General features: G+C 56.7%; 17 protein-coding genes. 10 read left to right on the top strand and 7 right to left on the bottom strand.

Features of this window, described 5'->3' with window-relative positions:
• The first annotated feature begins 178 nt into the window (after positions 1-178).
• From HNI00_RS13965 to HNI00_RS13980, 4 genes are all read left to right on the top strand, one after another.
• Positions 179-1,669, top strand: coding sequence for a hypothetical protein (locus HNI00_RS13965; RefSeq protein ID WP_316787141.1), 1,491 nt, complete (start codon positions 179-181; stop codon positions 1,667-1,669).
• Between the two features lie 292 nt (positions 1,670-1,961).
• Complete coding sequence (gene trpB, locus HNI00_RS13970; protein ID WP_316787143.1) at positions 1,962-3,200, top strand: tryptophan synthase subunit beta; 1,239 nt, start codon at positions 1,962-1,964, stop codon at positions 3,198-3,200.
• 21 nt (positions 3,201-3,221) lie between these two features.
• Positions 3,222-3,851 carry a ribonuclease D gene (locus tag HNI00_RS13975; RefSeq protein ID WP_316787146.1) on the top strand — a complete coding sequence of 210 codons (630 nt, stop codon included), beginning with the start codon at positions 3,222-3,224 and terminating at the stop codon, positions 3,849-3,851.
• 162 nt (positions 3,852-4,013) lie between these two features.
• A complete protein-coding gene (locus tag HNI00_RS13980; RefSeq protein WP_420156361.1) occupies positions 4,014-5,039 on the top strand; it encodes an alpha/beta fold hydrolase in 1,026 nt (341 codons plus the stop codon).
• A 388-nt stretch (positions 5,040-5,427) separates the two neighbouring features.
• On the opposite strand, the gene HNI00_RS13985 is transcribed toward HNI00_RS13980, so the two are convergent.
• Positions 5,428-5,790, bottom strand: coding sequence for a hypothetical protein (locus HNI00_RS13985; RefSeq protein ID WP_316787153.1), 363 nt, complete (start codon positions 5,788-5,790; stop codon positions 5,428-5,430).
• Between the two features lie 130 nt (positions 5,791-5,920).
• Between HNI00_RS13985 and HNI00_RS13990 the strand changes: the two genes are divergently transcribed.
• Together HNI00_RS13990 and HNI00_RS13995 are read left to right on the top strand one after the other, a co-directional pair.
• Positions 5,921-6,787, top strand: coding sequence for a Tab2/Atab2 family RNA-binding protein (locus HNI00_RS13990; protein WP_297079187.1), 867 nt, complete (start codon positions 5,921-5,923; stop codon positions 6,785-6,787).
• A 90-nt stretch (positions 6,788-6,877) separates the two neighbouring features.
• Positions 6,878-8,188 (top strand): TldD/PmbA family protein, encoded by a 1,311-nt coding sequence (locus HNI00_RS13995; RefSeq protein WP_316787158.1) that lies wholly within the window; start codon positions 6,878-6,880, stop codon positions 8,186-8,188.
• A gap of 321 nt (positions 8,189-8,509) precedes the next feature.
• Here HNI00_RS13995 and HNI00_RS14000 read toward each other — a convergent pair whose 3' ends face one another.
• The 4 genes from HNI00_RS14000 to HNI00_RS14015 form a co-directional block, all read right to left on the bottom strand.
• Positions 8,510-10,897, bottom strand: a complete 2,388-nt coding sequence (locus tag HNI00_RS14000) for a DUF4912 domain-containing protein (protein ID WP_316787160.1) — start codon at positions 10,895-10,897, stop codon at positions 8,510-8,512.
• Between the two features lie 229 nt (positions 10,898-11,126).
• Entirely contained in the window at positions 11,127-11,522 is a 396-nt protein-coding gene (locus HNI00_RS14005) for a hypothetical protein (RefSeq protein ID WP_172357974.1), read from the bottom strand.
• Positions 11,523-11,782: 260 nt separating this feature from the next.
• Positions 11,783-16,282, bottom strand: a complete 4,500-nt coding sequence (gene glgP / locus HNI00_RS14010; RefSeq protein WP_316787163.1) for a glycogen/starch/alpha-glucan family phosphorylase — start codon at positions 16,280-16,282, stop codon at positions 11,783-11,785.
• A gap of 875 nt (positions 16,283-17,157) precedes the next feature.
• The gene (locus HNI00_RS14015) at positions 17,158-17,883 is read right to left on the bottom strand and encodes a tetratricopeptide repeat protein (protein ID WP_316787165.1); all 726 of its coding nucleotides are present in this window, start codon (positions 17,881-17,883) and stop codon (positions 17,158-17,160) included.
• 543 nt (positions 17,884-18,426) lie between these two features.
• Between HNI00_RS14015 and HNI00_RS14020 the strand changes: the two genes are divergently transcribed.
• Positions 18,427-20,115, top strand: coding sequence for a CocE/NonD family hydrolase (locus HNI00_RS14020; RefSeq protein WP_316787167.1), 1,689 nt, complete (start codon positions 18,427-18,429; stop codon positions 20,113-20,115).
• 359 nt (positions 20,116-20,474) lie between these two features.
• On the opposite strand, the gene HNI00_RS14025 is transcribed toward HNI00_RS14020, so the two are convergent.
• A complete protein-coding gene (locus tag HNI00_RS14025) occupies positions 20,475-21,134 on the bottom strand; it encodes a PTPA-CTERM sorting domain-containing protein (RefSeq protein ID WP_316787169.1) in 660 nt (219 codons plus the stop codon).
• Positions 21,135-21,931: 797 nt separating this feature from the next.
• Between HNI00_RS14025 and HNI00_RS14030 the strand changes: the two genes are divergently transcribed.
• From HNI00_RS14030 to chlP, 3 genes are all read left to right on the top strand, one after another.
• Entirely contained in the window at positions 21,932-22,741 is an 810-nt protein-coding gene (locus HNI00_RS14030) for a cobyrinic acid a,c-diamide synthase (protein ID WP_297079165.1), read from the top strand.
• A gap of 141 nt (positions 22,742-22,882) precedes the next feature.
• Positions 22,883-23,413, top strand: a complete 531-nt coding sequence (locus HNI00_RS14035; protein WP_316787172.1) for a hypothetical protein — start codon at positions 22,883-22,885, stop codon at positions 23,411-23,413.
• A gap of 414 nt (positions 23,414-23,827) precedes the next feature.
• On the top strand, positions 23,828-25,051 hold the full coding sequence (gene chlP / locus HNI00_RS14040) for a geranylgeranyl reductase (RefSeq protein WP_068515126.1): 1,224 nt from the start codon (positions 23,828-23,830) through the stop codon (positions 25,049-25,051).
• A 279-nt stretch (positions 25,052-25,330) separates the two neighbouring features.
• On the opposite strand, the gene HNI00_RS14045 is transcribed toward chlP, so the two are convergent.
• Positions 25,331-25,567, bottom strand: a complete 237-nt coding sequence (locus HNI00_RS14045; protein ID WP_172357981.1) for a hypothetical protein — start codon at positions 25,565-25,567, stop codon at positions 25,331-25,333.
• Between the last annotated feature and the right edge of the window lie 313 nt (positions 25,568-25,880).

The raw sequence follows: 25,880 nt of genomic DNA on the forward strand, positions 1-25,880 counted from the left end.
CCCTGATGAAAATCCACATAAAAGCTTCATCAAGAAGCCTTCAAGCTTTCAGCAATTTCGCTAACACTTGATCCCTCAGATGGGCGATCGTAGACATGTGACACGCACGCCATCGCAACAGCCTGTGTTGAAAGACACGCTGGACTGCTGACTTCTCTAACTCATACGCGCAGGTTTCATGTCAATTAGCAATAAAGATAACACTCTCAGAGGCGCTCGCAATCTGGGTAGACTGGGCACTCGGCGCATCAATGGATATGTCGGTTCGCGCGATCGTATTGACTTTGCCAAATTCACGTTGGGCGAGGTTCGCGAACTCAACCTCTCCATCGGACGCATCGCCAACCGCGCCAGCAGCGCCCGCGTCACCCTCCGAGACGCTCGCGGCGCAATCATCCGCAGTTTCAACACAGGCCGCCGAAACATTACCTTTCTGGACGAATTTGCCCCCGGCACCTACTTCATTGGCATCCAGCAGATCAAAGGCGAAGTTAACTACAAAATTACCGCTGCCGCCCGCCCCGCCGAACCTGGCGAACGCCTCGACACTGCCCGCGATCTGGGAGTGCTGGCGGGAACTTCAATCGTCTCGGAGGCTGTCGGTGCCGCCGACCCCTCCGACATCTACAAATTCACTCTCAATGACATTGCAAACTTGCAAGTAAGAACTAACGGTTCAGACACAGGAACCAGGTTTGAACTCATTCGCGACATCAATGCCAACGGCTTAGTTGATAACGACGAAATTATAGCTTCCGATAGCAGCTTTGCTGGCAATTCCGTCGCCAGCCGAACTCTGGACTTGCCCCCTGGAACCTATTTCGTTAGGGTTCAATCTACATCTGTCCGACCAACCCCGTATCAGCTTGATCTAATACCCACTTTCTTTGGGGGCAATGTGTCTCCGGAACCAGGAAACACAATACCGCTTGCTGCTGATCTGGGTATCCTCTCTGGCACTCGTTCTTTCAGAGAATATGTTGGTAGGCTTGACCCGGAGGATTTCTACCGATTTACTTTGAATGATCTTTCGAATCTTCAAATTACTGGCACTGCTTCTACCACGCCTGTCCGCGTGCAACTGGTTCGAGATGCCAACAATAATGGTTTGATCGATGCCAATGAAGCGTTCTTTTCTAGAGAGGGGTCTGGAGTAAACACTCCTGCCAGGATAAATCAAGATTTACCTCCAGGCACTTACTTCATCCGCGTAGATCCTCGATTCGGCAGTACCAACTCTTCTACTTCCTATGAGATGACTGTAGTGACGACCCCTTACGGAGGAAATGGCTTGCCCGATCCAGGAAATACCTTGTCATCTGCTCGTGATCTGGGTGTACTTTCTAGCACCACTTCCTTAAAAGAGTATGTTGGTGTACTCGATTCAGATGACTTTTATCGATTTACACTAAGCGGTGCTGCCAACTTACAAGCTAGGCTCACCAACTCGTCTGACATTTCTAGCGATCTTATTCTGATTCGAGACACCAACAACAACGGTTTAATTGACAACAATGAGATTCTAGCCTCTGCTATAGTCGGCTCCTCTGGTACCACTTTGCTTACCAGAGACTTACAAGCAGGCTCTTATTTCATAAGAGTAAAACCCAGATTTACAGGTAACTTCTCGACGAACTATCAACTGGATCTGACACCGACATATGCATAGATGCTCTTCTATGTTAAGAGCATATCTTGCAAATCAATGTCGCCTGAATCCCGGATGCCAGGTCTGAGTATTTGACTCTATTCCAAGAGAAGCTGAAGACAGGTACTCTGAATCAAAGTCTTAGAGTTTGTAGCGATCGCTGTGTGTCTATAGCTGCACAGCGATTTTTGTATCTAGTGACTATGAGTATGAGAAAGACAGTTTACAGGGACTCAAAAGCCCACACCCCTAGCCATCTAGCGCCAGTAGCCCGATAATGGGGGCTGTAAGTATTCAAAGCGCCTTTACTGCCGTGACACTGACTCCGCTTCCCATTAACCAAACCTCAGTTCAGCGACCCGATGCTCTTGGCCGATATGGCAAGTTTGGCGGCAAATATGTGCCAGAGACGCTGATGCCCGCGCTGAGTGAGTTGGAGGCGGCGTTTTATCAGTATCGCGACGATGCAGCGTTTTTGGCTGAGTTTCAGGCGCTGCTGAAGGATTACGTCGGTCGCCCTACGCCGCTGTATTTTGCGGAGCGGCTGACCCAGCATTTTGCCCGGCCAGACGGCACGGGCCCGCAGATTTTCCTAAAGCGGGAAGACCTGAACCACACGGGGGCCCACAAGATTAACAACGCCCTGGGGCAGGTGCTATTGGCAAAGCGCATGGGCAAACAGCGCATTATCGCTGAAACGGGGGCGGGGCAGCACGGCGTGGCCACGGCGACGGTGTGTGCGCGGTTTGGGCTGGAGTGCATCATCTACATGGGTGTGCATGATATGGAGCGGCAGGCGCTCAACGTGTTTCGGATGCGGCTGATGGGGGCGGAGGTGCGCCCGGTGGCGGCGGGTACGGGCACGCTGAAGGACGCGACCTCGGAGGCGATCCGCGACTGGGTGACGAATGTGGAAACGACGCACTACATTCTGGGGTCTGTGGCGGGGCCGCATCCGTATCCGATGATTGTGCGCGACTTCCAAGCCGTTATTGGGCAGGAAACGCGGCGACAGGCGCAGGAACAGTGGGGCGGCTTGCCGGACATTTTGCTGGCCTGCGTGGGCGGCGGCTCCAACGCGATGGGGCTGTTTCATGAGTTTGTGAATGAGCCGTCGGTGCGGCTGATTGGCATTGAGGCGGGCGGCGAAGGTGTGGATTCGGAGAAGCACGCGGCGACGCTGACTCGCGGGCGGGTGGGCGTGCTGCATGGCGCAATGAGCTATCTGCTGCAAGATGAGGACGGGCAGGTGATCGAGCCGCATTCCATCAGCGCGGGGCTGGATTATCCGGGCGTGGGGCCGGAGCATAGCTTTTTGAAGGATTCCGGTCGGGCGGAATACTATAGCATCACGGACGCGGAGGCGCTGGAGGGGCTGCAACTGCTGTCGCGGCTGGAGGGCATTATTCCGGCGCTGGAAACAGCCCATGCGATCGCCTATCTGAGCCAGCTTTGTCCCCAGTTGGAAGGCAATCCCCGCATTGTGATCAACTGCTCTGGGCGTGGCGATAAGGATATGCAAAACGTGGCGAAATACCTGGATTTGAAGTAGCTCCGGGATCTGGGTTAGAACATGGCATTAGACGAATTTCAGGTGTTTGATGAGGATCTGTCGGCTGAAGCGCTGGCAGATTATATGACTGTAGAGGCGATCGCCGTTGACACGGAGACAATGGGGCTGCGGCCCTGGCGCGATCGCCTTTGTGTGGTGCAGCTTTGCGATCCTGCGGGGCGCGTGTCCGTCGTTCGCATCCTGCGGGGACAAACCGCCGCCCCCCACCTCCAGCAGTTGCTAGAAGCGCCGCAAATTACCAAAGTCTTTCACTTTGCCCGCTTCGACATGGCGGCGTTTCAGTACCATCTCAACATTGCGGTTCGTCCAGTTTTTTGCACCAAAATTGCCAGCAAGCTGGCCCGCACCTACGCCCCCCGCCACGGACTCAAGGAGGTGGTGCAGGAGCTAGAGCAGGTGGAACTGGACAAAACCGCCCAAAGCTCTGACTGGGGCAACGCGCTAAACCTGTCGGAGGAGCAACTCCGCTACGCCGCCAATGACGTGCGGTTTTTGCTCAGCATCCGCCAAAAGCTGGCGGAGATGCTCCAGCGCGAAGAGCGGCTAGCGTTGGCAGAATCCTGCTTTCAGTGTCTCCCCACCTTCGTGGATCTGGATTTGCTGCACTACGAGAACATTTTTGAGCATTAATTTCAACATTAATTGGTAAAATAATCAGTAGATTTACCGAGTCCCGATTTCAGCACTCCAGTTTCCCGGAACAGTTCCATCCCCTGACTCCTTAGGCCCCTGAACCCAAGTATTCACCCAGACTCCCCATCGGCCCCACTCTGGGGATAGGATGGAAGTATGATGAATGTCGTCGATGTCCTGGGCACCCCCCACGCCTACGAGCGAACTGCTCCCACCCAAACACCGATAACCCTGGTTTTTATTCACGGCTGGCTGCTGAGTCGTGCCTATTGGCAACCCGTGATTCAGCAGCTTGCGCCGAATTATACCTGCCTGTCCTACGACTTGCGCGGGTTTGGCGATTCGCAGCCGGGCCGGGCGATGTTGTCCCGCAAGGCAAGCGCCAATGCTTCTTTTGGGTCTGCCCAAACCAGCGCTTCGAGGGAATCCACGAATCAGTTGCCCAGCAGCGCCGGGGGCGGCTTTGTCCCTGCAACGGCTGCGTCCTCGACTAGGGCGATCGCCCCACAGCCTCGACCGGGCTACACCCCCAGCGACTATGCCCGCGACCTAGAGCAGCTCCTTGAAACCCTAGATATCTCCAACGTCTGGCTGGTGGGACACTCCCTCGGCGGCAGCATTGCGCTGTGGGCCGCAGACCGAATGCCCGATCGGGTGAAGGGCGTGGTCTGCGTCAATTCCGGCGGTGGTATTTACCTCAAAGAGGAATTTGAGCGCTTTCGGGCCGCGGGGCAGCAATTGGTCAAGCTGCGCCCCCGCTGGCTCTGCCACCTGCCGATGGTAGACCTGATGATGACCTACATGAACGTTGCCCATCCCATCGACCGCGCCTGGGGACGACAGCGCTTGATGGATTGGGTGACTGCTGACCCAGCAGCGGCCGTGGGCGCACTGCTTGACTCGACGACCGAAGCCGAGGTGCATCGCCTGCCGCAAGTCGTTTCTCGCCTGTCCCAGCCGGTCTACTTCATCGCCGGACAAAACGACACCGTGATGGAGCCGCAATATGTGCTGCATCTGGCCAGCTTCCATCGTCTATTTCAGCAGTGTGGACAGAACGTGGTGCAGCTTCCCGACTGCGGACACCTGGCCATGATTGAACAGACCGACCTAGTGGTAGAACACTTGCAGGCGATTTTGGCGCGGCACGTTGCGGATCAGAGTTTGCAAACGATTGCTGATTAGTTCAGGACTTACGCACTCGCGATATGTTTTCTAGGTTTTGGACAATTCCTCGCGGGCTGCGCCTGTGAGAAACTATCCAACTGCGTAAGTCCTATAGTTGCTAGCTAGTTACAGATGGCTCATCAGCGCCAGTTAGCGTTTGTTATTAGCGGTTTGTTATTAGCTGTTTGTTATTAGCGGTTTGTATCAGCGTTCGTCTTAGAGGATGTTTGAGAGGATGTTTGAAAAGTCCTACTGTTTGTAGCAAAGCGTGCAAGATCCCCCTAAATCCCCCTTAAAAAGGGGGACTTTAAGGCGGTTTCCCCCCTTTTTAAGGGGGGCTAGGGGGGATCTCTGAGTGCTTAACATTACAGGCGATACCTTTTCAAACACCCTCTTAGCGTTTGTATCAGCGTTTGTAAAGGCGACAAACGATCGCCCCTGCGAGGTCTCTGGAAAAAGAAACCGTCGTTCCGTCTGCCTTGTGCCGGAGGCGATCGCGACAGTCATACACCTCCACCGGACGCACCACACCGTCTACACTCACCGCCGCCCGATATTCCCAAAAGTTTTTGGCGCTGCGCTGGAGGCTCAGCACGCACACCGAATGCCCGTCTACCACCCGACAAAACACGGGCGCGGCGAGGCTGCTGCTCTGCAAAGCTGGCGCTAGCGCCCCAAAACCCAACCCCAGCCCCAATGCCAGCATCCACCCCAGCAGTCGCCTGATCCCCAGCATTTTCTTCCTCATCGTTTCACGACGTTGTTTCACGACGGTTCTCAATCCAAACCCCAGAGATTCCCAATCCAAACCCCAGAAATTCCCAATCCCAAATCCAAAACCTTTAATGATCCACCGTCCCGTATGATCAAGGGCAGAGACGCACGTTAGAAGACCGGGAATGCCAACCATCTGGGAGCTAGATTTCTATTCTCGACCGGTTTTGGACGAGAAGGGCAAAAAGCTGTGGGAAGTTTTGATCTGCGAAAGCCCGCTGGACGTGAAGCAGCCAGTGGACGGGTTATTTCGCTATTCCACCTTTTTGAGCAACACCGAGGTCAACTCGGTCAAGCTGCGGGAATCGGTCGAAGCGGCGATCGCCCAGGCCCCCGCCCCGCCCGACAAAATCCGCTTCTTTCGGCGGCAAATGTCGAACATGATCACCAAAGCCTGCGAGGAAGCTGGCATTCCCGCCTACGCCAGCCGCCGCACCCTCGCCCTCAGCCGTTGGCTCGACGAGCGCCTGGCCAGTGTCTATCCAGAAATGCCCAACTATCAGGCCGGCGGCAATCCCTCGGTGCTGCTGCCCAACCCCACGCCCCAGCCCCTCCCGGATGCCCTGATTGGGGAAAAGTGGGCCTTTGTCACGCTGGAGGCGGCGGCCTTTGACGACCTGAGCGAATGGGCGATCGACTTTGGGGAATCGTTTCCGCTGGCGCTGGCGGGACTCGCCCCTGACACACCCGTTCCGGGTCTGCTGCTGTTTTCCAGCCGTGCCCTGCCCCTTGCTGCCTGGATGTCAGGGCTGGAACTCGCCTACGTGAAATATCTCTCTGAATCCAAGCCACCCCAACTGCTCTTGGAAACGGGCGGCAGCGACTCCTGGATTTTGGCAACCCTGACGACGGCTGCCCTCCAGCAAGAAGCCGCCCAGTTTGAAATGGCCAAAGCCAAAGCTGGCGGCATTCATTTCATCGCCGTGCAGACCGATCCGCAGGCAGAGGAATTTAAAGGATTCTGGCTGCTGGCGGAGTTGGTGCTGGGCTGAGGGAGGGCTGATAATCTCCTCTCCCTATCTCCCGGACTCTCCTCCCCGATCGCTTTAATCGCTCCATCAGCACTTTCTCCACCCCCGCCTATGGCTCCTCGTCCGCCCTCATCCCTATCCCTGGCAGAGCAACTGCTGGAATTGGCGCTGCGGTCTGGGGCCGAGGCGGCGGAGGTCTATGAGTCGCAATCGCTGTCGCGGCCGGTGTTTTTTGAGGCAAATCGGCTGAAGCAGTTGGAAACCTCGCAGGCAGAGGGAATTGCGCTGCGGCTATGGCGAGATGGGCGGCCGGGGCTGGCGGTGGCCTATGGGCCGGTGGAGCCAGGGGCGCTGGTGGAACGGGCGATCGCCCTCAGTCAGCTCAGCGAGCCGGAGACGATCGAACTGGCTCCCGCCCATCCCAAGCACTACCCCGATTTGGGGGTGGGCGTACCCGTCGAACAGTTGGTGGAATGGGGACGAGAGGCGATCGCCCTGGTGCGCGAACAATATCCCGAAGCGCTCTGCACGGCGGACTGGGAGTGCGACGTGGAAACCACGCGGCTGATCAACTCCAACGGGCTGGACTGCGGCTATACCGACACCACCCTCAGTTGCTACATGGCAGCGGAATGGATTCGCGGCGAAGATTTTCTCAGCGTGGCGGATGGCCAGACCGAGCGCGGCATTCTCGACCCGGTTTCGCTGTCGCAGCAGATTGTGCAGCGGCTCGACTGGGCGCAACGCAACACCGCGCCGCCCGTGGGCAAAGTGCCTGTGCTGTTTACCTCCAAGGCGGCGGATATGCTGTGGGGCACGGTGCAATCTGCCATGAACGGCAAGCAGGTGATCGAGCGGGCCTCGCCCTGGAGCGATCGCCTAGGGGAACCCGTGATGGATTCCCGCCTCACCCTGTCGCAGCATCCCGACATCGGCCCCTTTAGCTGTCCCTTCGACGATGAAGGCAGCCCGACCCAGCCCATCACCTTTGTCAAAGAGGGCGCGTTGCAGTTGTTCTATACCGACCGCACCATTGGCCGCGCCCTCAGCAGCGGCACCACGGGCAACGGCTTTCGTCCGGGTTTGGGCAGCTATCCCACGCCGGGCCTGTTTAACCTGATTGTCGAACCGGGCTTTAAGCCGCTGGAAAGCCTGCTGGCGCTCATGCAAGACGGCATTATCGTGGATCAAATGCTGGGCGGTGGCGCGGGCATTTCGGGCGAATTTTCGATCAATGTCGATCTGGGCTATCGAGTGCGGCGCGGTGAGGTAGTGGGCCGCGTCAAAGACACGATGGTCGCAGGGAATGTCTATACGGCCCTGCGAAACCTGATTGAATTGGGCGGCGATGCCGAATGGAATGGCTCTTGCTACACACCGTCAGTGGTGGTGGGTGGGCTGTCGGTGACGGGGCGACTGTAGGGGTGCGGATTTGGGGGATCTTGGATTTTGGATTGGGGATTACAGCCTCCTGAGAGCAAGTGAATGGCGCTGTGGATGACAGTGCTGGAAGCTGTGGAGACGGTTGACCCGTGATCCGAAACTGCAAATCCAAAATCGCAAAATCGAGAATCGACCTAATATTTCTGATATTTCTTCTCATATTTCAGAGCAAAGAAGTCAAAAACAAGAGCGGCATGGAAACGCTTGACTGTCCCATGCCGCTATTGATCTGGCTCTGAAAACAGGCTGAAAACAGGCTACAAACAGGCTGAAAACAGGTGAATGAAATGCGAACCCGCGCTATTCCTTGGTCACCACCACTTTGACAACGCCTTCGTTGTCCTCCAGGTGGGTGTCCACAAAGAAGGCATCTAGCTTGGCCGGTTCCAGCACTTCTAGGTGCAGCACGTCGTCGTAGCCGTTCAGCGTAGACCAGGTTGCGCCGACGGGAACGCCCGTCTTCTGGTTGATCACCTTGCCGTTATAAATCCACAGGATGACCCACGGTTCGCCTGGATGACCGGCTTCGGCTTTGTAGTCAAAGGCTCCTTCTGCGATGCGGATGGCATACTTGCCGGGGGCCAGGTCGGTCTTGACCGCGATATCGTTCTGAATGCGGCTGATTTCAGGGTCACTCAGCAGGAAGCAGTTTGCCTTGCTGTCTACCTTCAGATCGGCGACGGAGGTATAGGTCGGCTGGGTCAAACCAGCGATCGCCGCACCACCTGCCGCCACGCCCCCCAGCACTGCACCCGCCGCCGGAACCCCATCGGCAAACACCGAAGGAACGCGCACATGCTCCGACCGAGCAGCAGGGAGCCAGGTGCCATCGGCAGCAGTGTAGCCCACCTCAGCCAGATAGTCGCGATCGGGCGTGGCAATGGGCACATGATAATCCTGGTCTAGCTCCGACACGTCGTAGGTTTTGACATCGTGGGCCGATTGTTTGTCCAGGTCAATGTTGGTCACGTCATACAGCTTCAGCTTAAAGTCGCGCCCCCCCTTCGCTTTCAGGTCTGCCTTTTGCTCGTCGGGCACTTCCCAATAGGCGTAGGCCGTTTTGGAATCGCGGGGGGTTAGCACGATGCGGCCAGTCTTGTCCTTGCCCGCCAGCCCCACCAGCGCTGCCCCAGCAGCCGCCGCACCCCCTAGCACCGCCGCGCCGGGGACACGAGCCGCCTGGACGACTTCACGGGTTTCGGGCGTTTCTACCACTGGCGCAATATCAGCCGCTTCCACTGGGCAAGCGGGGACGCGCACATGCTCAGAGCGCACTGCCGGAAGCCAGGTGCCGTCGGCAGTGGTGTAGCCCACCTCCACCAGATAATCGCGATCGTCTACGGCGATGGGCAGGTGGCGATCCTGGTCGGTTTCTGCCACGTCAAACATCTGGACGCTGTGCGGCTCCTGACGATTCAGGTCGATGTCTGTCACGTCCAGCAGTTTCAGCTTTAGATCTCGACCGCCCCGACGCTTCAGGTCAGCCTTCTGATCGTCCGTCAGTTCCCAATAGGCGTAGGCATCTCGACAGTTGTAAGGCGTTAGTACCACACGGCTGCTGGGGCGCACCGGGGGCGGCAAGGGCACAGGCGGCGCGGCCACCACGGGCGCAGGCGCAGCTTTGGGACGAGTCAGCCACCACAGCAAGCCGCCCGCGGCCGCTAGCAGCGGCAACAGCCACCAGGGGAAGCCGCCCCGCGCTGGTGCAGTTTCCGCTGGAGCAGCCGCAACGGTTTCCGTGGGAGTCGGGGTCGGGGTGGGGGAGGGGGATTCAGCAACGGGGCTGGGGGAAGGCGATGCCGCAGGGCTGGCTGCTGCAAACACTTCCTGACCCGGTGCGGTAGTGGCAAATCCTAGCAGGGCTTCGCTACCGGGGTTCAAATCCTTATAAACGTAAGCGCGGGGCTGGGAGTAGGGATAGCGGGGGTCGTCCGGCAGGGTTTTGTGCATGGGCACGATCTTGACGGCGCTGTTGCCAATGGCCTGATCGGCGATCGCATAGCTGATGCCGTTTTCGCCCAGTTCCGCTGTTACGGCTTCGGTGGTGTCTTCTGCAACCTGCATACCGTTCGCCCCGACTGCAATCGGCGCACCTGCAAACACCTCTTTAAAGACATCGTAGCCACTTAGAGCAAGGCGGGTGTCGCTGGAGTCTGGGCGATCGACAAACTTAATTGGCAGGTTTGGGCCACCCACTTCTGACCAGTTGGTGATTTCGCCCTTAAACATCCGAGCGAATTGCTCAAAGGTGAGGTCGCCGTCAAAGGCGCTGTTGGGGCCGACGATAATGGCAATCTTCTCGCGCTCTAGCTTTTCTTCTCGGAAGCCCTTGGCCCGGTCTGCTTCGGTCAGGGGGCGACCGATGGCCGCAATGTCGATGTTGCCTGCGGCGAGCGCCTCTAGCGCTGGGATACTGCCGCTTTCGGCCAGTTCTACTCTAGACCCGCTGTATTTGCCCTCAAAGCGACCCTTCAGACCCTCATTGGGGACGCGCATACTGCTGGAGCCGTCTACCCGCACGACCGTACCTGCGGGCAGGGAGTCGGGCAGGGTGAACTGGGGCGCTTGGGCAATGACTTGGGAAATCAGCGTGGGGCGGCGATTCAGCGATGCGGCGATCGCATCTGTGGCAGCAGCTAGCGTTAGCACCGTAGCCGAGAGTCGAAGGACAGAAGAGTTTAAGCGCATGATTAATCAACCGAAGTAAGTGGGGCAAATATTGAGAAACTATTAGGAAATGCAGGTAGGAAATCAGGAAACGTTTAGAAAACAGCCCTTGAAACTGCGTGTCATTCTACGAGGGCTACGGGTCGTACCTTTCGCTACAATTCTGCTCAGCGAACCAACCCGAAATCAACGCTCAGAACATCGCTCAGTGAACTCAACAGCACTTAGAAAACTTAGAAAATTTAGAAAACTAGTGCTTGGCGACGGTTAAAAAAAGTTCACCCGTGTTGTCTTCTAGATAGGTGTCAAAAAAGAAAGCAGACACCGTAGTCTGCCCTTTGACCTCCAGCGTCACTGCATCTTCGTAGCCGTTTAGCGAAACCCAGGTTGCGCCTACGGAAACCCCCGTGTCTCGATTGGTGAATGGGCCGCCATAGATCCACAGCAGCACCAGAGGCTCACCAGAGTGTCCACTCAGCCCGCGATAGCTAAAGGTTCCACTCTTGATTTTCAGCGTGTAAACACCTGGCTCTAAAACGGTGGAAACCGCAACTTCCTTTTGCAGCTTCTCCATTTGCTCAGGCGTGAAAAAATAGCAGTTCCGCTGACTGTGAACATCCAGTTCGGCGACGACAGTACCCACCATTGCTAACCTCTTGTACTAAAACAAAAACAGCTTGAACGCATTCAAAAATGTCAACTGGCAACTTTACCTGAAGCCATCAAAAAGTAATGAAATCGAGACGATAACTTTTCTTTTTCAAGCGTGGATTATACGGGGTTATGAACTGAGTGTAAAGTTCATAGACGCTGCGTAAGTAGGGAAAAAATCTTCCAGCTCACGCAGCGTCTCTTGCGTTTGTTTCACACCCCGACAATCAAACCTGAACCCCTGCTAGCAGGAGACTAGCCGGGAAGCGACATCGAGGATTGCAGCGGGCTGGTGGCAATTTTCCAGATGGACTGGCTGTAGCCGCAAATCGCGCGATCGCTCGAAAAGTAGCCCGCCCGCGCCGCTGTCAGGATGGATTTGCGCGTCCAGCCCTCGACATCGCCGTAGGCTGCGGCGACTCGATCTTGGGCGGCTATGTAGGCGGCATAATCTGCTAGCACGCCGTAGGGATCGCCGTAGAGTAGCCGATCCAGCAGCGGGCGGAACAGGCCGCCGTCGCCATAGGAGAACGCTCCCGACGCGATCTGGTCGATGGCCTGCTTCAGGTCGGGCAGCGACTCGTACAGGTGATAGCGGTTGTGGTCGCCTTCGTAGAGCGGCAGGGACTCCGCCGCTGTCCGCCCAAACAGGAAGCTGTTCTCTGCGCCGACGGCATCTGCCAGTTCCAGGTTGGAGCCGTCCAGCGTGCCCAAGAGCAGGCCGCCGTTGAGGGCGGCGATCAGGTTGCCCGTGGCAGAGGCTTCGGTGCCCGCCGTGGCGATGAATTCCGCCACATCGGCCGCCGGGAAAATCACCTGGCTATTTTTGATGGTGAAGTCTTTGATAAAGACCACTTTGAGGCGATCGCCCACTTCCCCATCTGTGTTCACCGTTTCCGCCACCGCATTGATTAGCTTGATTATCAGCTTGGCCGTGGCGTAGTCTGGCGCGGCTTTGCCCGCAAACAGCACGGTACGCGGCGTGAAGGCAGCCCCCGGATTTGCCTTAATCCGGTTGTAAAGCGTCACCACATGCAGCAGGTTGAGATGCTGGCGCTTGTGCTCGTGGATTTCATTCGCTTGCAGGTCAAACAGGCTCATCGGATTCACCGAAAGTCCCCACTGCTGCTGGATGAGTTCCGCGAGCGACTGCTTTGCCATCAGCTTGGCCTGTCGCCACTGCGCCCGAAACTCCGCATCTTCGGCATAGGCCTCCAGATCCTTCAGCGTTTCCAGGTGCGTCACCCAGCCGCTGCTCAGCTTTTGGGTGATCAGGTCGGCCAGGGGCGGATTGCTCAGCGCCAAGAAGCGGCGCGGCGACACGCCGTTGGTCTGGTTGCTAAATTTCTGCGGCATCAGTTCGGCAAAATCAGCGAACTTTTGCTTCAGCAACTCGGTATGTTGGGCCGACACGCCGTTGACCGCGTAGCTGCTAAGCAGCGCCAGATTCACCAGACGGAAGTGCTTTTCGCCCGCCTCATCCACCAGCGACAGGCGAATCACCTTGCCCTCGTCGCCGGGATACTGGTCGCGCACCGTGCCCAAAAATCGGCTGTTGAGGTCTAGCAGAATCTCGAAATGGCGTGGGAACAGCTTTTGCACCGTCGGCAGCGAGTAGTGGTTGGAGTCCAATGCCTCCGGCAGCAGGCTGTGGTTGGTGTAGGCAAACGTTTTACAGGTGATGTCCCAGGCTTGATCCCACTCCAGCCCGTGCCCGTCCATCAGCAGGCGCATCAGTTCGGGAATGGCAATGATTGGGTCAGTGTCGTTGATTTGGATCGTCAATCGCTCTGGCAGGGTGTGGATGCTGCCACCTGCCTCTAGGTGTCGGCGAATTGCGTCTTGCAGCGAGGCAGACACGAAGAAGAACTGCTGCCGCAGGCGCACTTCCCGGCCGTATTCCTCCATGTCGCTGGGATACAGCACCTTGGATAGGTTGGCATCGGTTTCTGCCTTCCACAGGCGCAGCAGGCTGGCCGCGCCAGAGCGATAGCCCGGAATCAGGGTGTCGTAGGGGATGGCGCGAATCGCCTCATCGGGAACCCAGCGCATCCGGTAGCGGCCGTCGGCATCCATGTAGGCTTCGCTGCGGCCGCCAAACAGCACGTTCACCGCTGCTTCCGGGCGCTCAATTTCCCAGGGGTTGCCGTTTTTCAGCCATTCGTCCACGACTTCGACCTGCCAGCCGTCGCTGAAGTCCTGGTCGAAAATGCCGAACTCGTAGCGGATGCCGTAGCCGATCGCCGGAATGGTGGCCGTCGCCAGCGAGTCGAGGTAGCAAATCATCAGCCGACCCAGCCCGCCGCGGCCCAGACCGGGTTCTTCTTCCAGCGCGATCAAGTCCTCCAGGGTAATGCCCAGTTCGGCCAGCGAAGTCTGCGCTTCGGGCGACAGACCCATTGCGAACAGATTATTGGCTAGGTGGGGCCCGGGCAGATATTCTGCCGAAAGCTCAATCACCAGGCGATCGCCCAGGGTGGCCCAATCCGTCTCTGGCGTTCTCAGGGCAAACAGGCGATCGCGCACCACGTAGGACAGCGCCATGTACTTGTCCCAGGGTTCTGCCGTGTCCAGCGTCTTGCCGCAATGATGCATCAGCGCGTCCAAAAAGGCTTGCTTCAGCGTTCCATCGGTCGGTTCTACGAGCGCTTCTGGAACGGGTTCCACAATGGGTTCTGCAGCGGGTTCCGCGACGGGTTCAGTCGGGGGGGCGATCGCAGGCTCAATGGTTTCCGCAACGGGTTCCGCAACGGATTCCATCACGGGTTCCGCAACGGATTCCATCACGGGTTCCATGATCGGTTCCACGACGGGTTCGATCACTGTTTCAGTGGCCGTTTCCGTTACCGTGTCAATTGCCTCCTCGACTGTTTCCGCCACAGGTTCCGCTACTGATTCCACCATTGGCGCAACGGCTTCTTCAACCGATTCCTTCAGTGCTTCAAAGGAGTCGGCCACGGGCGCTTCGGGAACGGGCTGCTGCGTCAGCTCAATCACCTCTTCCGTGCTAATCAGTTCTACAATTTCGGGTTCCGTCATCGCAGGCGGCTCTACGGGCGCAGGCGCGATGACCTCCGGCTCTGGCGTGACGATGGGGACGGGGGTATAGCCAGGGCGCACAAAGGTTGGGCGCAGTTCCACGACTTTATTGAACGCGGCCCGGGCATCGTCCTCGCGACCCAGCAGCACCAGGGTTTCGCCTTTGCCAATCCAAGCTTCGGTGAGGTCGGGCTGGAGAGCGATCGCCCGGTCAAAGCTTTCGATGGCAGGTTCATGGCGGCCCAGCCCGGCCAGGGCCAGCCCACGATTCAGCCAGATCAGCGCGTCGTTGGATTTTGCCTCGACGACTTCATCCAGGTAGGGCAGCGCTTCGGCATAGCGGCCACCTTCCACCAGCTTGGAGGCCTGGACAAACAGCGCAGGCACGTCCACCACGCGAGGAGCAACCACAGGCTCCGCAGGAACAACGGGTTCCATCACGGGCTGCGGCGCAACGACGGGTTCTACGGTGACCGTTTCCGCAACCACAGGTTCCACCGTTTCCGTAACCACAGGCTCCACCTGGGTTTCCACTTTGGGTGCAGGTGGGGAAACCATTGATGACTGCTGTACATCCTTGACCACCGGGCCGCGCTTGGCCAGCCAGCCACCCAGCCAGCGGGCCGCCAGCGCCAGCAGCGCCAGAGGCAGCAGCAGCCACAGCCAGCCGGGAAGTCCACGTCGCTCTGCCACTACGGCATCGTCGGCGGCCTGGGCCACGGTTTCGACCACGGGTTCCGCAACTTTCTTGACCCCGCGGCCGGTGGCAATCGCCTTGGCTTCTTCTAGCTTGGCGGCGGCGATCGCCGACTGACCCGTTTCGCCCTGAGCCAGTCCCAGAAACGAGGCGATCGCCGTGCTGCCGTCGCGATAGGCATAGCCACGGGGCACGGTGTAGGGATAAATCGTGTCTTCGGGCAGGGTTTCTTGCAGCACGCCGATTTTCACGGGGCGGGCTTTGGTCTGGTTGGTGAGCTGGCTGGCGATCGCGTAGCTAATGCCATCTTTCCCCAGCAGACGAATCACCTCGGCGGTGTCATCCTTGTCTAGGCGCACCACGTTGTCGCCCAGCGCCACCTCGGTATTCTGCAAAATGCCGTATTTGCCCAGGGCCAGGCGGGTGTCGCTGTCCAGCGGGCGATCGATGAAGCGGATCGGCCCCGGTTCGCCGCCAACCTCTGACCAGTCGGTAATCTCGCCCCGGAAGATTTGGGCAAACTGCTCGACGGTCAGCACGCCGTCAAAGGGATTGTTTTTGCCAACGATAATGGCAATTTTTTCCAGGCTGATGGGAATTTCCTTCAAGCCCTTGAGCTTTTCGGTGCGGGTGAGGGGACGGGCGATCGCCGCTAGGTCAATGTCGCCCTCCAGCAGTTTCTCAATTGCTGCCTCGGTGCCGCTTGCGTCGATGGTGACTTCGCTGCCTGCGACTTCCTGCTCGTAATATTTCTTGAGTGCCCGGTTGATGGGCAGCATAGTAGGCGAACCGTCGATCCGCACATTCAGATCCTCTGCCAGAACGTCTGCCACCGTGTCGGGTGCCGCCGGACTCAGCGTAACTTCAGCGAACAGTGGGACAGGCTGGAACGGAGCAGTTTGGGCGATTCGCGGAGCGATCTCTGCGGAAATCGCCGCCGGGCTAAACAGCAGAACTGATGCTGCTGTGGAGCAGAGCGCAAGGCAAAACGTTGGGAAAAATCGCTGGGGTCGCATCATCGAAGGTCACCGATAGGATTGGCACTACGGACAAACGCTAAGCTGCTTTTCTAAATACAGAAAACAGACGCTCTGAAAAGCAGGCTCTTTAATCTCTTTAAAGGCGAGTTACTAGAGGCGAGTTACTAGAGCGGACACAACATGCAACTTTCCGCCCTCCCTCATTCCCCAACCCTTCCCCGATAGGGTGTCACTGGGTACACACATCTCGATTGTTTGCATCAGGCTCTGAGAGATCCCCCTAAATCCCCCTTACTAAGGGGAACCTCCGATCCAGTTCCCCCATATTTAAGGGGGGTAGAGGGGATCAGTTCCCCCCTTGCTAAGGGGGGCTAGGGGGGATCAAAGCATCGCCGCTCAAGTCTAGAAGACTGGTGTGTACACAGCAGCCTACATGGTGAGCAGGGGAGCCAGAGCGGTTTGAATTCCCTCTCCTGCTCTGGGCTTAAAGCCTTCGGCGTACCAGAAAAGGGGGAGGGGGATCGGCAAATTTGCACACCTCGCTAAAGTAGTTAAAGAAAGCAGTGTTAAAGCAGTCGTTTAAGCAATAACCTGTGAACAGGCAAGCCCTTCGCGCTTGGACACCAGCCCGGTGCCAAGCTGCTAAAGATACTCTCAGAAAGTATCGGAAACGGTAAGTTCTGCTGGATACACCCCAACCGGGGGCGGTGAAGGTGGGGCGTGAAAAGGGTATGACCACAAAAAAAGACCGCCCAGGGGCGGCCGCTGCTTGAATAGACCTCTTGTGTGAATCGTTGAGCAGCACCGCCGCTCAACGATTCACGCTCTCAGAAAAGCATTTATGCAAGAGGTCTAATGTAGATGAAAAATGCTTGCTCAGGGGAGACGGCAAGCCTCCAAGAGGTTTAGTTCGATTACCGAACGCCTCCTCCAGGAAAAGCCCCAGAAGGAATAGGGCTGACCTCCGCTTGAACCACGACGATCAGGTCGCGCAACATCTGTACCATCTCCTGGTTGCCCTGCCGTTCGTAGGCGGCGGCGGCTCGCTCATAGGCAGAAACGATGCTGCGAGCTTCTTCTGGCTTCAGCCGTCTGGCATCGTCATAGAGCAGATTGCCAAGTTCCACGTAGGCTTCGGGGCTTTGTGGGTCGGCACGAATGGCTTCATTGAAGGCGGCGATCGCCCCGGCATAGTCGCCCTCTTGGTTCAACTGAACGCCGCGCGAAAAGGCCAAGTCATAGGCTGTCGCAATCCGCACGTTCACGGTGTAGGTTCCTGCCTGACCGTAGGGCGACTGCGCGAGGATTTTGTACGCGCCGCTGGTCGGTAGCGTCGTGACAATCATTGGGCCACTCGTGCGGCCGTAGTATTCATTTCTGGCGACTTCATCGCCGTTGGGCGCAATCAGCACCACCGCACCCGAAAAGCCGTCCGTGCGGAGGGCGATCGCCACAGTCTGCCCTGCTGTGCCCGCGAAGGTGTGCGTCCCCACCAGAGGTTGCAGGTTTCCTTCCTGGTAGAGAATCCAGCCGTTGGCCAGGGCCCGCTGAAGGGGTAGCCCCAGCGATACGCAGCTTAGCCCGGTGGAGAGTGCCAGCAGCAGCCCCAGCCGCTTATATTGAAATCGTTGACTTTTCATAGAACCATCCTTATCGCTAACCTGGGAATAATCTGGGAATGACCTAGAGAGAATGCAAATAAATGACAAATAGACAAGATACCGTCTGAAACTTTTGATCAGAAGAACATCGAGGTGATCCTGACTAAAGTCGTGACTCAATACGTGACTCAATCGTGACTCAAACGTATTTGGCTAATGCAGCCCTAGCCAGTCTGGATTGGTTTAGCCAGTAGTAATTTATATAGTCTTGATTCGCGTGAGGGTGGACACTCAGAGTGGTTTCAACAGCGCCCACGATAGTAACAGAATTCACATTCAGGTCTGAAGTTTCCTTACAATTCTGGAAATTTTTTGTAAGGAACTCGGTATTTTCCCCCAGTTGACCCAGCCATGAAGCTAGCTTGAAGTCGAGTTAAAGTCTTCAAGTCAGCCTCACCAAGTTAACGTCACCAAGTTAACGTCACCAAAGTTAACGTCACTAATCAACGTCACTGAGGGTTCCTGATGTCGCCTTCCGATCACTCCCTGCTTATAGTGCCCCCTTCTCCCTGCGATTTCGCTATGCTGCCTGTGTTGCCCAAGAAAACCGCGTCCATGTACACCCGCGATCGAGTGCGCCTGGATGCGGATGTCTACTATCCCGATGCAGAGGGGCCGTTTCCGGTGCTGCTGATGCGGCAGCCCTACGGACGGGCGATCGCCTCGACGGTGGTTTATGCCCATCCGTCCTGGTATGCTGCCCACGGCTACATCGTGGTCATTCAGGACGTGCGCGGGCGCGGGACATCGGAGGGCGAGTTCCACCTGTTTGCCCACGAAATTGAGGACGGAGCCGACACGGTGGAATGGGCCTCCCAGCTTCCCGGCAGCGATGGGCAGGTGGGGATGTACGGCTTTTCCTATCAGGGCATGACCCAGCTCTACGCGGCGATCGCCCAGCCCTCTGCCCTCCGCACCATCTGTCCCAGCATGGTCGCCTTTGACCTCTATGCCGATTGGGCCTACGAAGGCGGAGCCTTTTGCTATCAGAACAATCTCAGTTGGGCGCTGCAACTGGCCAGCGAAACCGCCCGCCGCCAGGGCGACCCAGAAGCCTACGAAGCGCTGTATGCCGTGGCCCATGCGCCGTTCAAGGTCGATCCGGTCTGTCCCCGCTCGGAACTGCTGGAACGCCTCGCGCCCGACTCCTTTTATCACGACTGGCTGAGCAACCCCGACCCCACGGCAGACTATTGGCGACGGCTTTCCCCCAAAACCTATTGGGGCGAGGTCGATTTGCCCATGCTGCATATTGGCGGCTGGTTTGACACACACCTGCGGGGCACGCTGCGGCTCTATCGCTCGATGGCGGCCCGCAGCAGCTATCTCCAGCACCTCTGGGTGGGGCCCTGGGCGCACTTGCCCTGGGGGCGGCGCGTGGGCAGCGTGGACTATGGCCCGGCGGCCAGTTCGCCCATTGACCAGGTGCAGATCCGCTGGTTTGACCAGTTTTTGAAGGGCATCGACTCCGAGCTAATGCACGAGTCGCCGGTGCATTTGTTTGATTTGGGAACTCACCAGTGGCGATCGCTCGGTGCGTTTCCCAATCCGCCCAAGACCCCGCTCTGGCTGGCAGGCAACGGCCTGGCGGCCATGGGCGACGAACACGGTGCGCTGACCCCTCAGGGAGGTGCGACAGGGACGGATGCTGATCGAGGCGCAGCAATCCCCGACAGCTTTGTCCACGACCCGTGGCGGCCCGTGCCCACGCTGGGCGGCCATGCCACTGTGCCGCCGGGCCCGGTCGATCGGTCTGCGCTGGATAGCCGCACGGATGTCGTTACCTACACCAGCGAACCGCTCGCCGATGACCTGCTGATCGCTGGAGAAATTTTGGTGGATGTGTGCTGCAACGCCGACACCTTTAGCTTTGACCTGGGCGCGGCGCTGTCGGAAGTGAAACCCAACGGCACGGTGCTGCAATTCACCCAGGGCTATCTGCGAATTGGCACACACTACCCCGCCCAGCCCGCACCGCGCTACACGATCGCCCTCCAGCCCACCTGCATCCAGCTTCCCAAGGGCAGCGCCCTGCGTCTCAGCCTCAGCGGAGCCAGTTCGCCCGCCTATCCGGTCAATGCAGGCGACGGTACGCTCCCTGCCGATAGTCAGCTAATGGAGGCACGGGTAATCACGGTGTCGGTGTATTCTGGCACGACGGACGCACCTTCGCGGGTGATGCTGCCCGTCGTCAAATCTGTGGATTTGTAGAGCTTTATGTAGAGCTTTATACTTTCAAGACTTACGCACTTGCAATAAGCTCTCTGGATTTTGGACAATTTCTCGCGAGCGCAGCCCGCGAGAAATTGTCCAACTGCGTAAGTCCTAATCTTGTCGAGCGTTGTAGCAGCCGGGTCGCCTAGCTTTCTCAGATAGGGCACAGACGCTAGTGTCTTAGTCTGAGATCCGGCCGACAGGACGCAGCGACTCAGGCGTGCGTGGGCGGCCCGCCAATCCCCTCCCACCCCAAACCAAACCCAAAAAAAGCCACAGCACACCCGCGCTGTGGCTTCGTCAAAACATGCCTAGTGGCTTACAAAACAGCGATGCCACCCGACATCAAACGCGGCTCAAACCTCAGCATCCAGGGTTTCTTCTTCCGCTTCCCTCCGCTTCCGCAGCGCCGCCGCCCCCATCGCCATCAGCCCCGGCAACAGCGCCGGAGTGGGAATAGGCTGTGTAGATAGCGTAATTTGGTAGGTGCTGGCAGCATTTGCCCCACTCCCCGAAACAGATGCTTGCAGAAAACCGGCTGCAATGGTTTGACCATTAAAGTTAAATTTGCCAGTCAACGGATTGATATTGTGACTAATGCCGAAGACAGGGCTTTTAACGATGGTTGTCACAGCATTACTCACTTCATCTAAATCAAATGTGAGCGTCGCTGTGGTTGCACCAATGGTAACTGTTCCAAAGTCGATAAAGCTTGGCAGCGCTGCCACGCCTCGATTTGAGTATATACCTGCTGCTGGATTGGTTCCGAGTGCGGGCGTGAAAACCAGCGGCTTAAGGGTAGCCGTGTCGGAGTTTAGCAGCCCGGTAAAATTGCCGCTGGCAATGTTTACGGTGTCCGTCAGAAAGGTCACCCCATTTGGAGTCACCATTGAACTACCCGTCAGCCCAATTGAACCAAAGAGAGCAACGGCTTGAGCGGGCGCACTGGCCACTACGGAAGCAGTAATGGCAGTGCCTAAAAGAAGGGTCTGAAAACCCAAATGACGCAAATTCATAGTTAAAACCTACCTTTATGCACGTTTGTTGAACGTGAACCGTGTTTGCAAACTGCGGTAGGCTACCGGTCTTCTGGTAGAAGACCCGGCAAGACATAGGATTTTACTTTGTGCCTCCTCAAAGGGCTGTCTTGATCAAAGGGGGCAGGATAGCTTTGAGGAGGGCAGTAATAGTCGTCCGGTAGCCTGGGTAGCGCACCCCGGACGGAGCAAGAATGGCAGGCCCATTTCCCAAACGTTTGACTGGCTGGGACAGCCTGGGTATGAACAAAACCCTGATAGACGGTCTAAGAGATGCATCGCAAAAATGCATCACGAAGCGGAGCTTGGTAGACACGCCTGGTCGGAGTCGCGTGATCCACGCCTCCGTGTTTATCCTGACGTGATGGGCTAGTAGGGGTCACTGAGTGAATGTCGATTTCATCGTATTTTTACAGAACTGACCCGGTTGCTTTATACAAGGTTTATGTAGATTTCTTTACGTGGCTAAACAAAATGGAAAAGATGAAGCGGCTTTACAGGAGTGACTGGGAAATCGAGATAAAAGTTCGTGTTTTTTCAAATATCCGTAAATACCTGGAGCGGATGGGCTAATTGGAACGCAAGTGGGAGTTGGATAAAACAGGTGGATGAAGAGTTGGATGAAGGGCGATCGCCCTTTTAACCGAGTCATTGCAGACCAACTGGGTAGCCATTAAACTGGGTAGGCATCAGATGGTTAAACGTTAAATTATAGAAATATCGCAGTTCATAAATCCTCGACGGCTCTTTATTGGTGCTAGACCGTTTGCCCCTCTATGGCAAAACCCCGACCTCCCCGACGCAACGGTTTTTATCGAGACGACACAGTTGGGAGCATTCTCAACAAGCTGCCGCCAGAGGCAAAGATCTGGGTAGAAAGCCTGCCCTGGCATCAGCGGCGTTACGTACTGTCGCTGTGTCACCTGATGTGTGCAGCATCGCCAGAGGTGCAGGCGGAGTTTCTGGACGACTACACGGCCGATGGGCTGGTGTCGCGCAAGCTGGAGGACAAAGAAACCGAGCAGCGGGTACGAGACTATCTCAAGGAATTTCGTATTGCTACCGAGCTAGATGCGGGTGTGCTGCGACGCTATATCCGCCAGTTTTATGTGCATTCTGCTCAGGATGCGCGACGGCAGCCAGATTTATACCTGGAATCGGCGCTGCGGCTGGTGTTCAGCACGGAGGAGCGCAACAACGTATTTAGCTATGTGCTGGGCTTTGAGCTGCTGAAAATGATGTTTCGCATGAGTTGGTATCAGCATGAAAAGCTGTACCGCCTCCAGCGCAACCAGGATGAATTTATTGCCACCTATATCAAGCCGATCCAATATGCTCATCGGGTCAACAGCATTGTCGTGCCCAAGGATGAAGGCGTGTTTTTTGCGCGGCGAAACTATTTCGTGCAGGAGCCAGAAATTCCCGAAAAGCGGCTGGTTGAACTGGTGATGGCGACGTTTACTACCGATGTCGTCTCAAACTTTGGCTTTTCGCTGATGCGCCACCCGAATTCACTCATTTTTGACTACGACCACATTTTTGACCTGGAACAGGACGTGATTTTTGACCTGAACGCAACAGAGTAGCGGGGCTAGGGCAGGTTTAGGCTGGGGACGCTGGCGCGGGAATCTCTGTCTTGGGGCGCAGGCCCCTTCTGAGAGATTCCTCGTCAAATGGGAATACTTTGGGGAAAGCGCCCTCTGGGTTTTTACCCATCTCCTGCGTCTATGTGGCATCGGCTCCGAAACTGGTTCTATAGCTTGCGTAGCTACACAGCCCTGCGTCCTGATCTGGCAATGCGGCGGCGGGTGGTGCGATCGCTCCAGCGGCGGCCGAGCCTCAGCCCCCAGGAATGGTTTCACACCTACGGCAAATCGCTGGGCATTGCAGAAGCGGTCGTCAACTTTGCGGCTCATCAGTTGGAGCAATATTCGGGATTACCCTTTGGGAAACTGCTGCCGGGCGATCGCCTAGAAGCGGATTTGCACTGGACGCAGGTGTGCTGGTTTGACTGGGAACTATCCTTCTATGAAGATGTTCAGCAGGCCTTCGAGGTGTTTCTAGAAGGGGATTTGGAGGAACTGCTAGAGGGCACGCTGGGCAACTTTCTGGTGTGGTTGACGAAGCAAGTTCCGTCAGACTTGCTCCAGGCAGACCCCTTGCCTAAGGACTTGCCCAAGGACTCGCCACAGAACCCGCCACAGAACCCGCCACAGAACCTAAAGCCCAAGCACCTAAAACTGCGATCGCCCAGCTAGCCAGTCTTGCAGCAAGGCCGACGATGGTTCGGCCCAGACGATTGCTCATTGCTCGGCTCAAGGGATGCAGGCTGGCTGCTAGCCCGTCCCCTCGCCTCTAGAAAACTTTTGCCTCCGGGAAATTTTCGCCTCTAGGAAACTTTTGCCTCCAGGAAACTTTCGCCTCCAAGGAAACCTGAGGAAAAACTGGGATTGCCATTGACGATCTTCAATGGGCCCACCCATAAGGGCTGAAACGCCTGCAAAACAAGGGATGTGGGATGCTAGACAGAGAGGATCTGCCTCAATTCTCGTTACGAGAAGTTACAGTCTGTTTCAATTTCGCCATATCCCCAAAACCCTTGCTGAATCAGGCTCCCCGCTCATGCTACGATGCCACTCGTACGCTTTACATGAAAATTTGGGAGACGACCTTTGGCTCTACGGGTTGCTGTCGTTGGTTCCGGGCCGGCAGGTTCTTCCGCTGCCGAGACCCTGGCAAAAGCAGGTATCGAAACTTATCTCATTGAACGCAAGTTAGACAACGCAAAACCCTGCGGTGGGGCGATTCCACTCTGCATGGTGGGTGAATTTGACCTGCCGCCAGAAATTATCGATCGCCGCGTCCGCAAGATGAAGATGATCTCGCCCTCCAATATCGAGGTCAACATCGGCAGCACGCTCAAGGATGACGAATATATCGGCATGTGTCGCCGCGAAGTGCTGGACGGCTTTTTGCGCGATCGCGCTGCCAAACTGGGCGCAAAGCTGATCAACGGCACTGTCTATGGGTTGGATCTGCCAAAAACCAGCAGCGACCCCTACACCCTCCACTATGCTGACCACTCCAACGGCAGCGTGGAGGGCACTGCCCAAACCCTGCAAGTTGACCTGGTGATTGGTGCAGACGGCGCAAACTCTCGCGTTGCCAAAGCCATTGATGCGGGGGACTATAACTATGCGATCGCCTTCCAAGAGCGCATTCGCCTGCCCCAAGACAAGATGGCGTACTATCACGAGCTAGCCGAAATGTATGTCGGCGATGACGTGTCGCCCGACTTTTACGCCTGGGTCTTCCCGAAATACGACCACGTTGCCGTTGGCACGGGCACGATGAAGGTGAACAAGTCCCGCATCAAAGATTTGCAAGCGGGCATTCGCCAACGCGCCGCAGCCAAGCTAGAAGGCGGCGAAATCATCAAAGTCGAAGCGCACCCCATTCCCGAACATCCCCGCCCCCGTCGGGTGGTGGGACGTGTGGCGCTGGTGGGCGATGCCGCTGGCTATGTCACCAAGTCCTCCGGCGAAGGCATCTACTTTGCCGCCAAGTCGGGTCGCATGTGCGCCGAAACGATTGTGGAACTGTCCAACAAAGGGCAACGCATCCCCACCGAAGACGACCTCAAGGTCTACATCAAGCGCTGGGACAAAGCCTACGGCGCAACGTACCTGGTGCTGGATCTGCTTCAGCGCGTGTTCTATCGCTCCGATGCGACCCGCGAGGCGTTTGTGGAAATGTGCGCCGATATCGACGTGCAAAAGCTCACCTTCGACAGCTACCTGTACAAGACAGTCGTGCCTGCCAACCCACTGACGCAGCTTAAGATTACTGCCAAAACCATCGGCAGTCTCCTGCGCGGCAACGCCCTAGCTCCTTAAAAATCCAGGCTAAAAACTTCAGGACTTACGCTCTTGCGATAGGCTTTCTGGATTTTGGACAATTTCTCGCAGGCACAGCCCGCGAGAAATTGTCCAGCTTCGTAAGTCCCAAACTCAAAAAGACTAGGCGAGGGAATTCCCAACCTAGTCTTTTTGTTTTTGAATCTATATCCAGCAATGATGGCAATTGAATAATGGCAATGATGGATGAACTCCACACTGCTCATGGTCAGCCGCTTCGGGATCAACCTTATTAAGCTTCTGAATTAGCCAGAAGCATTAAACAGGAATCGTTTCGGGAGCTGCCAGCGCCAGGATGTGATAGCAAGCGGGGGTCTCTTCTCCGAGAACCTCATTAATTCGCGTGCGAATCAGCAGGTGCAGCTTTTGAATCGAGTCATCAAAGTTGTGCTGAACATGGAGAACCGCAGTCTGCTTTTGATATTGACTGCCGTAGTATGCCACAAAGTAGGTGTTGCGGTTTGCGGCGGGTGCATCAAGGACAAAATCGCTCATTGGCTTATCTCCTGGAGACGGGGGGATGAATAAAGCCGTCTCGGTTGAGGTCAGTTAAGTTCCTAGACAGAGTGAAGCGAATTGAAAGCTAGCTCTGGTGAATCTCATTGCTAAGTGTAGCGCTGAGGGGGAGGTTTATACCTGGTACAAGTGGGTGAAGTTTCGCAGGTCAGACAGGCTAGTTCTAAATTGATGCTTCAGTCCTGTAGGGCTATGTTCCGGAGGGGTTTGGAATTTTGGGCTTTGGATTTTGGATTTAGCCTGGATTAGGCTGGAGTGGCGCCACATCAATTCTCTTGAGCGGAGCTGCGAA

The sequence above is a fragment of the Thermoleptolyngbya oregonensis NK1-22 genome (assembly GCF_032705245.1).
Lineage (GTDB): Bacteria > Cyanobacteriota > Cyanobacteriia > Elainellales > Elainellaceae > Thermoleptolyngbya > Thermoleptolyngbya sichuanensis.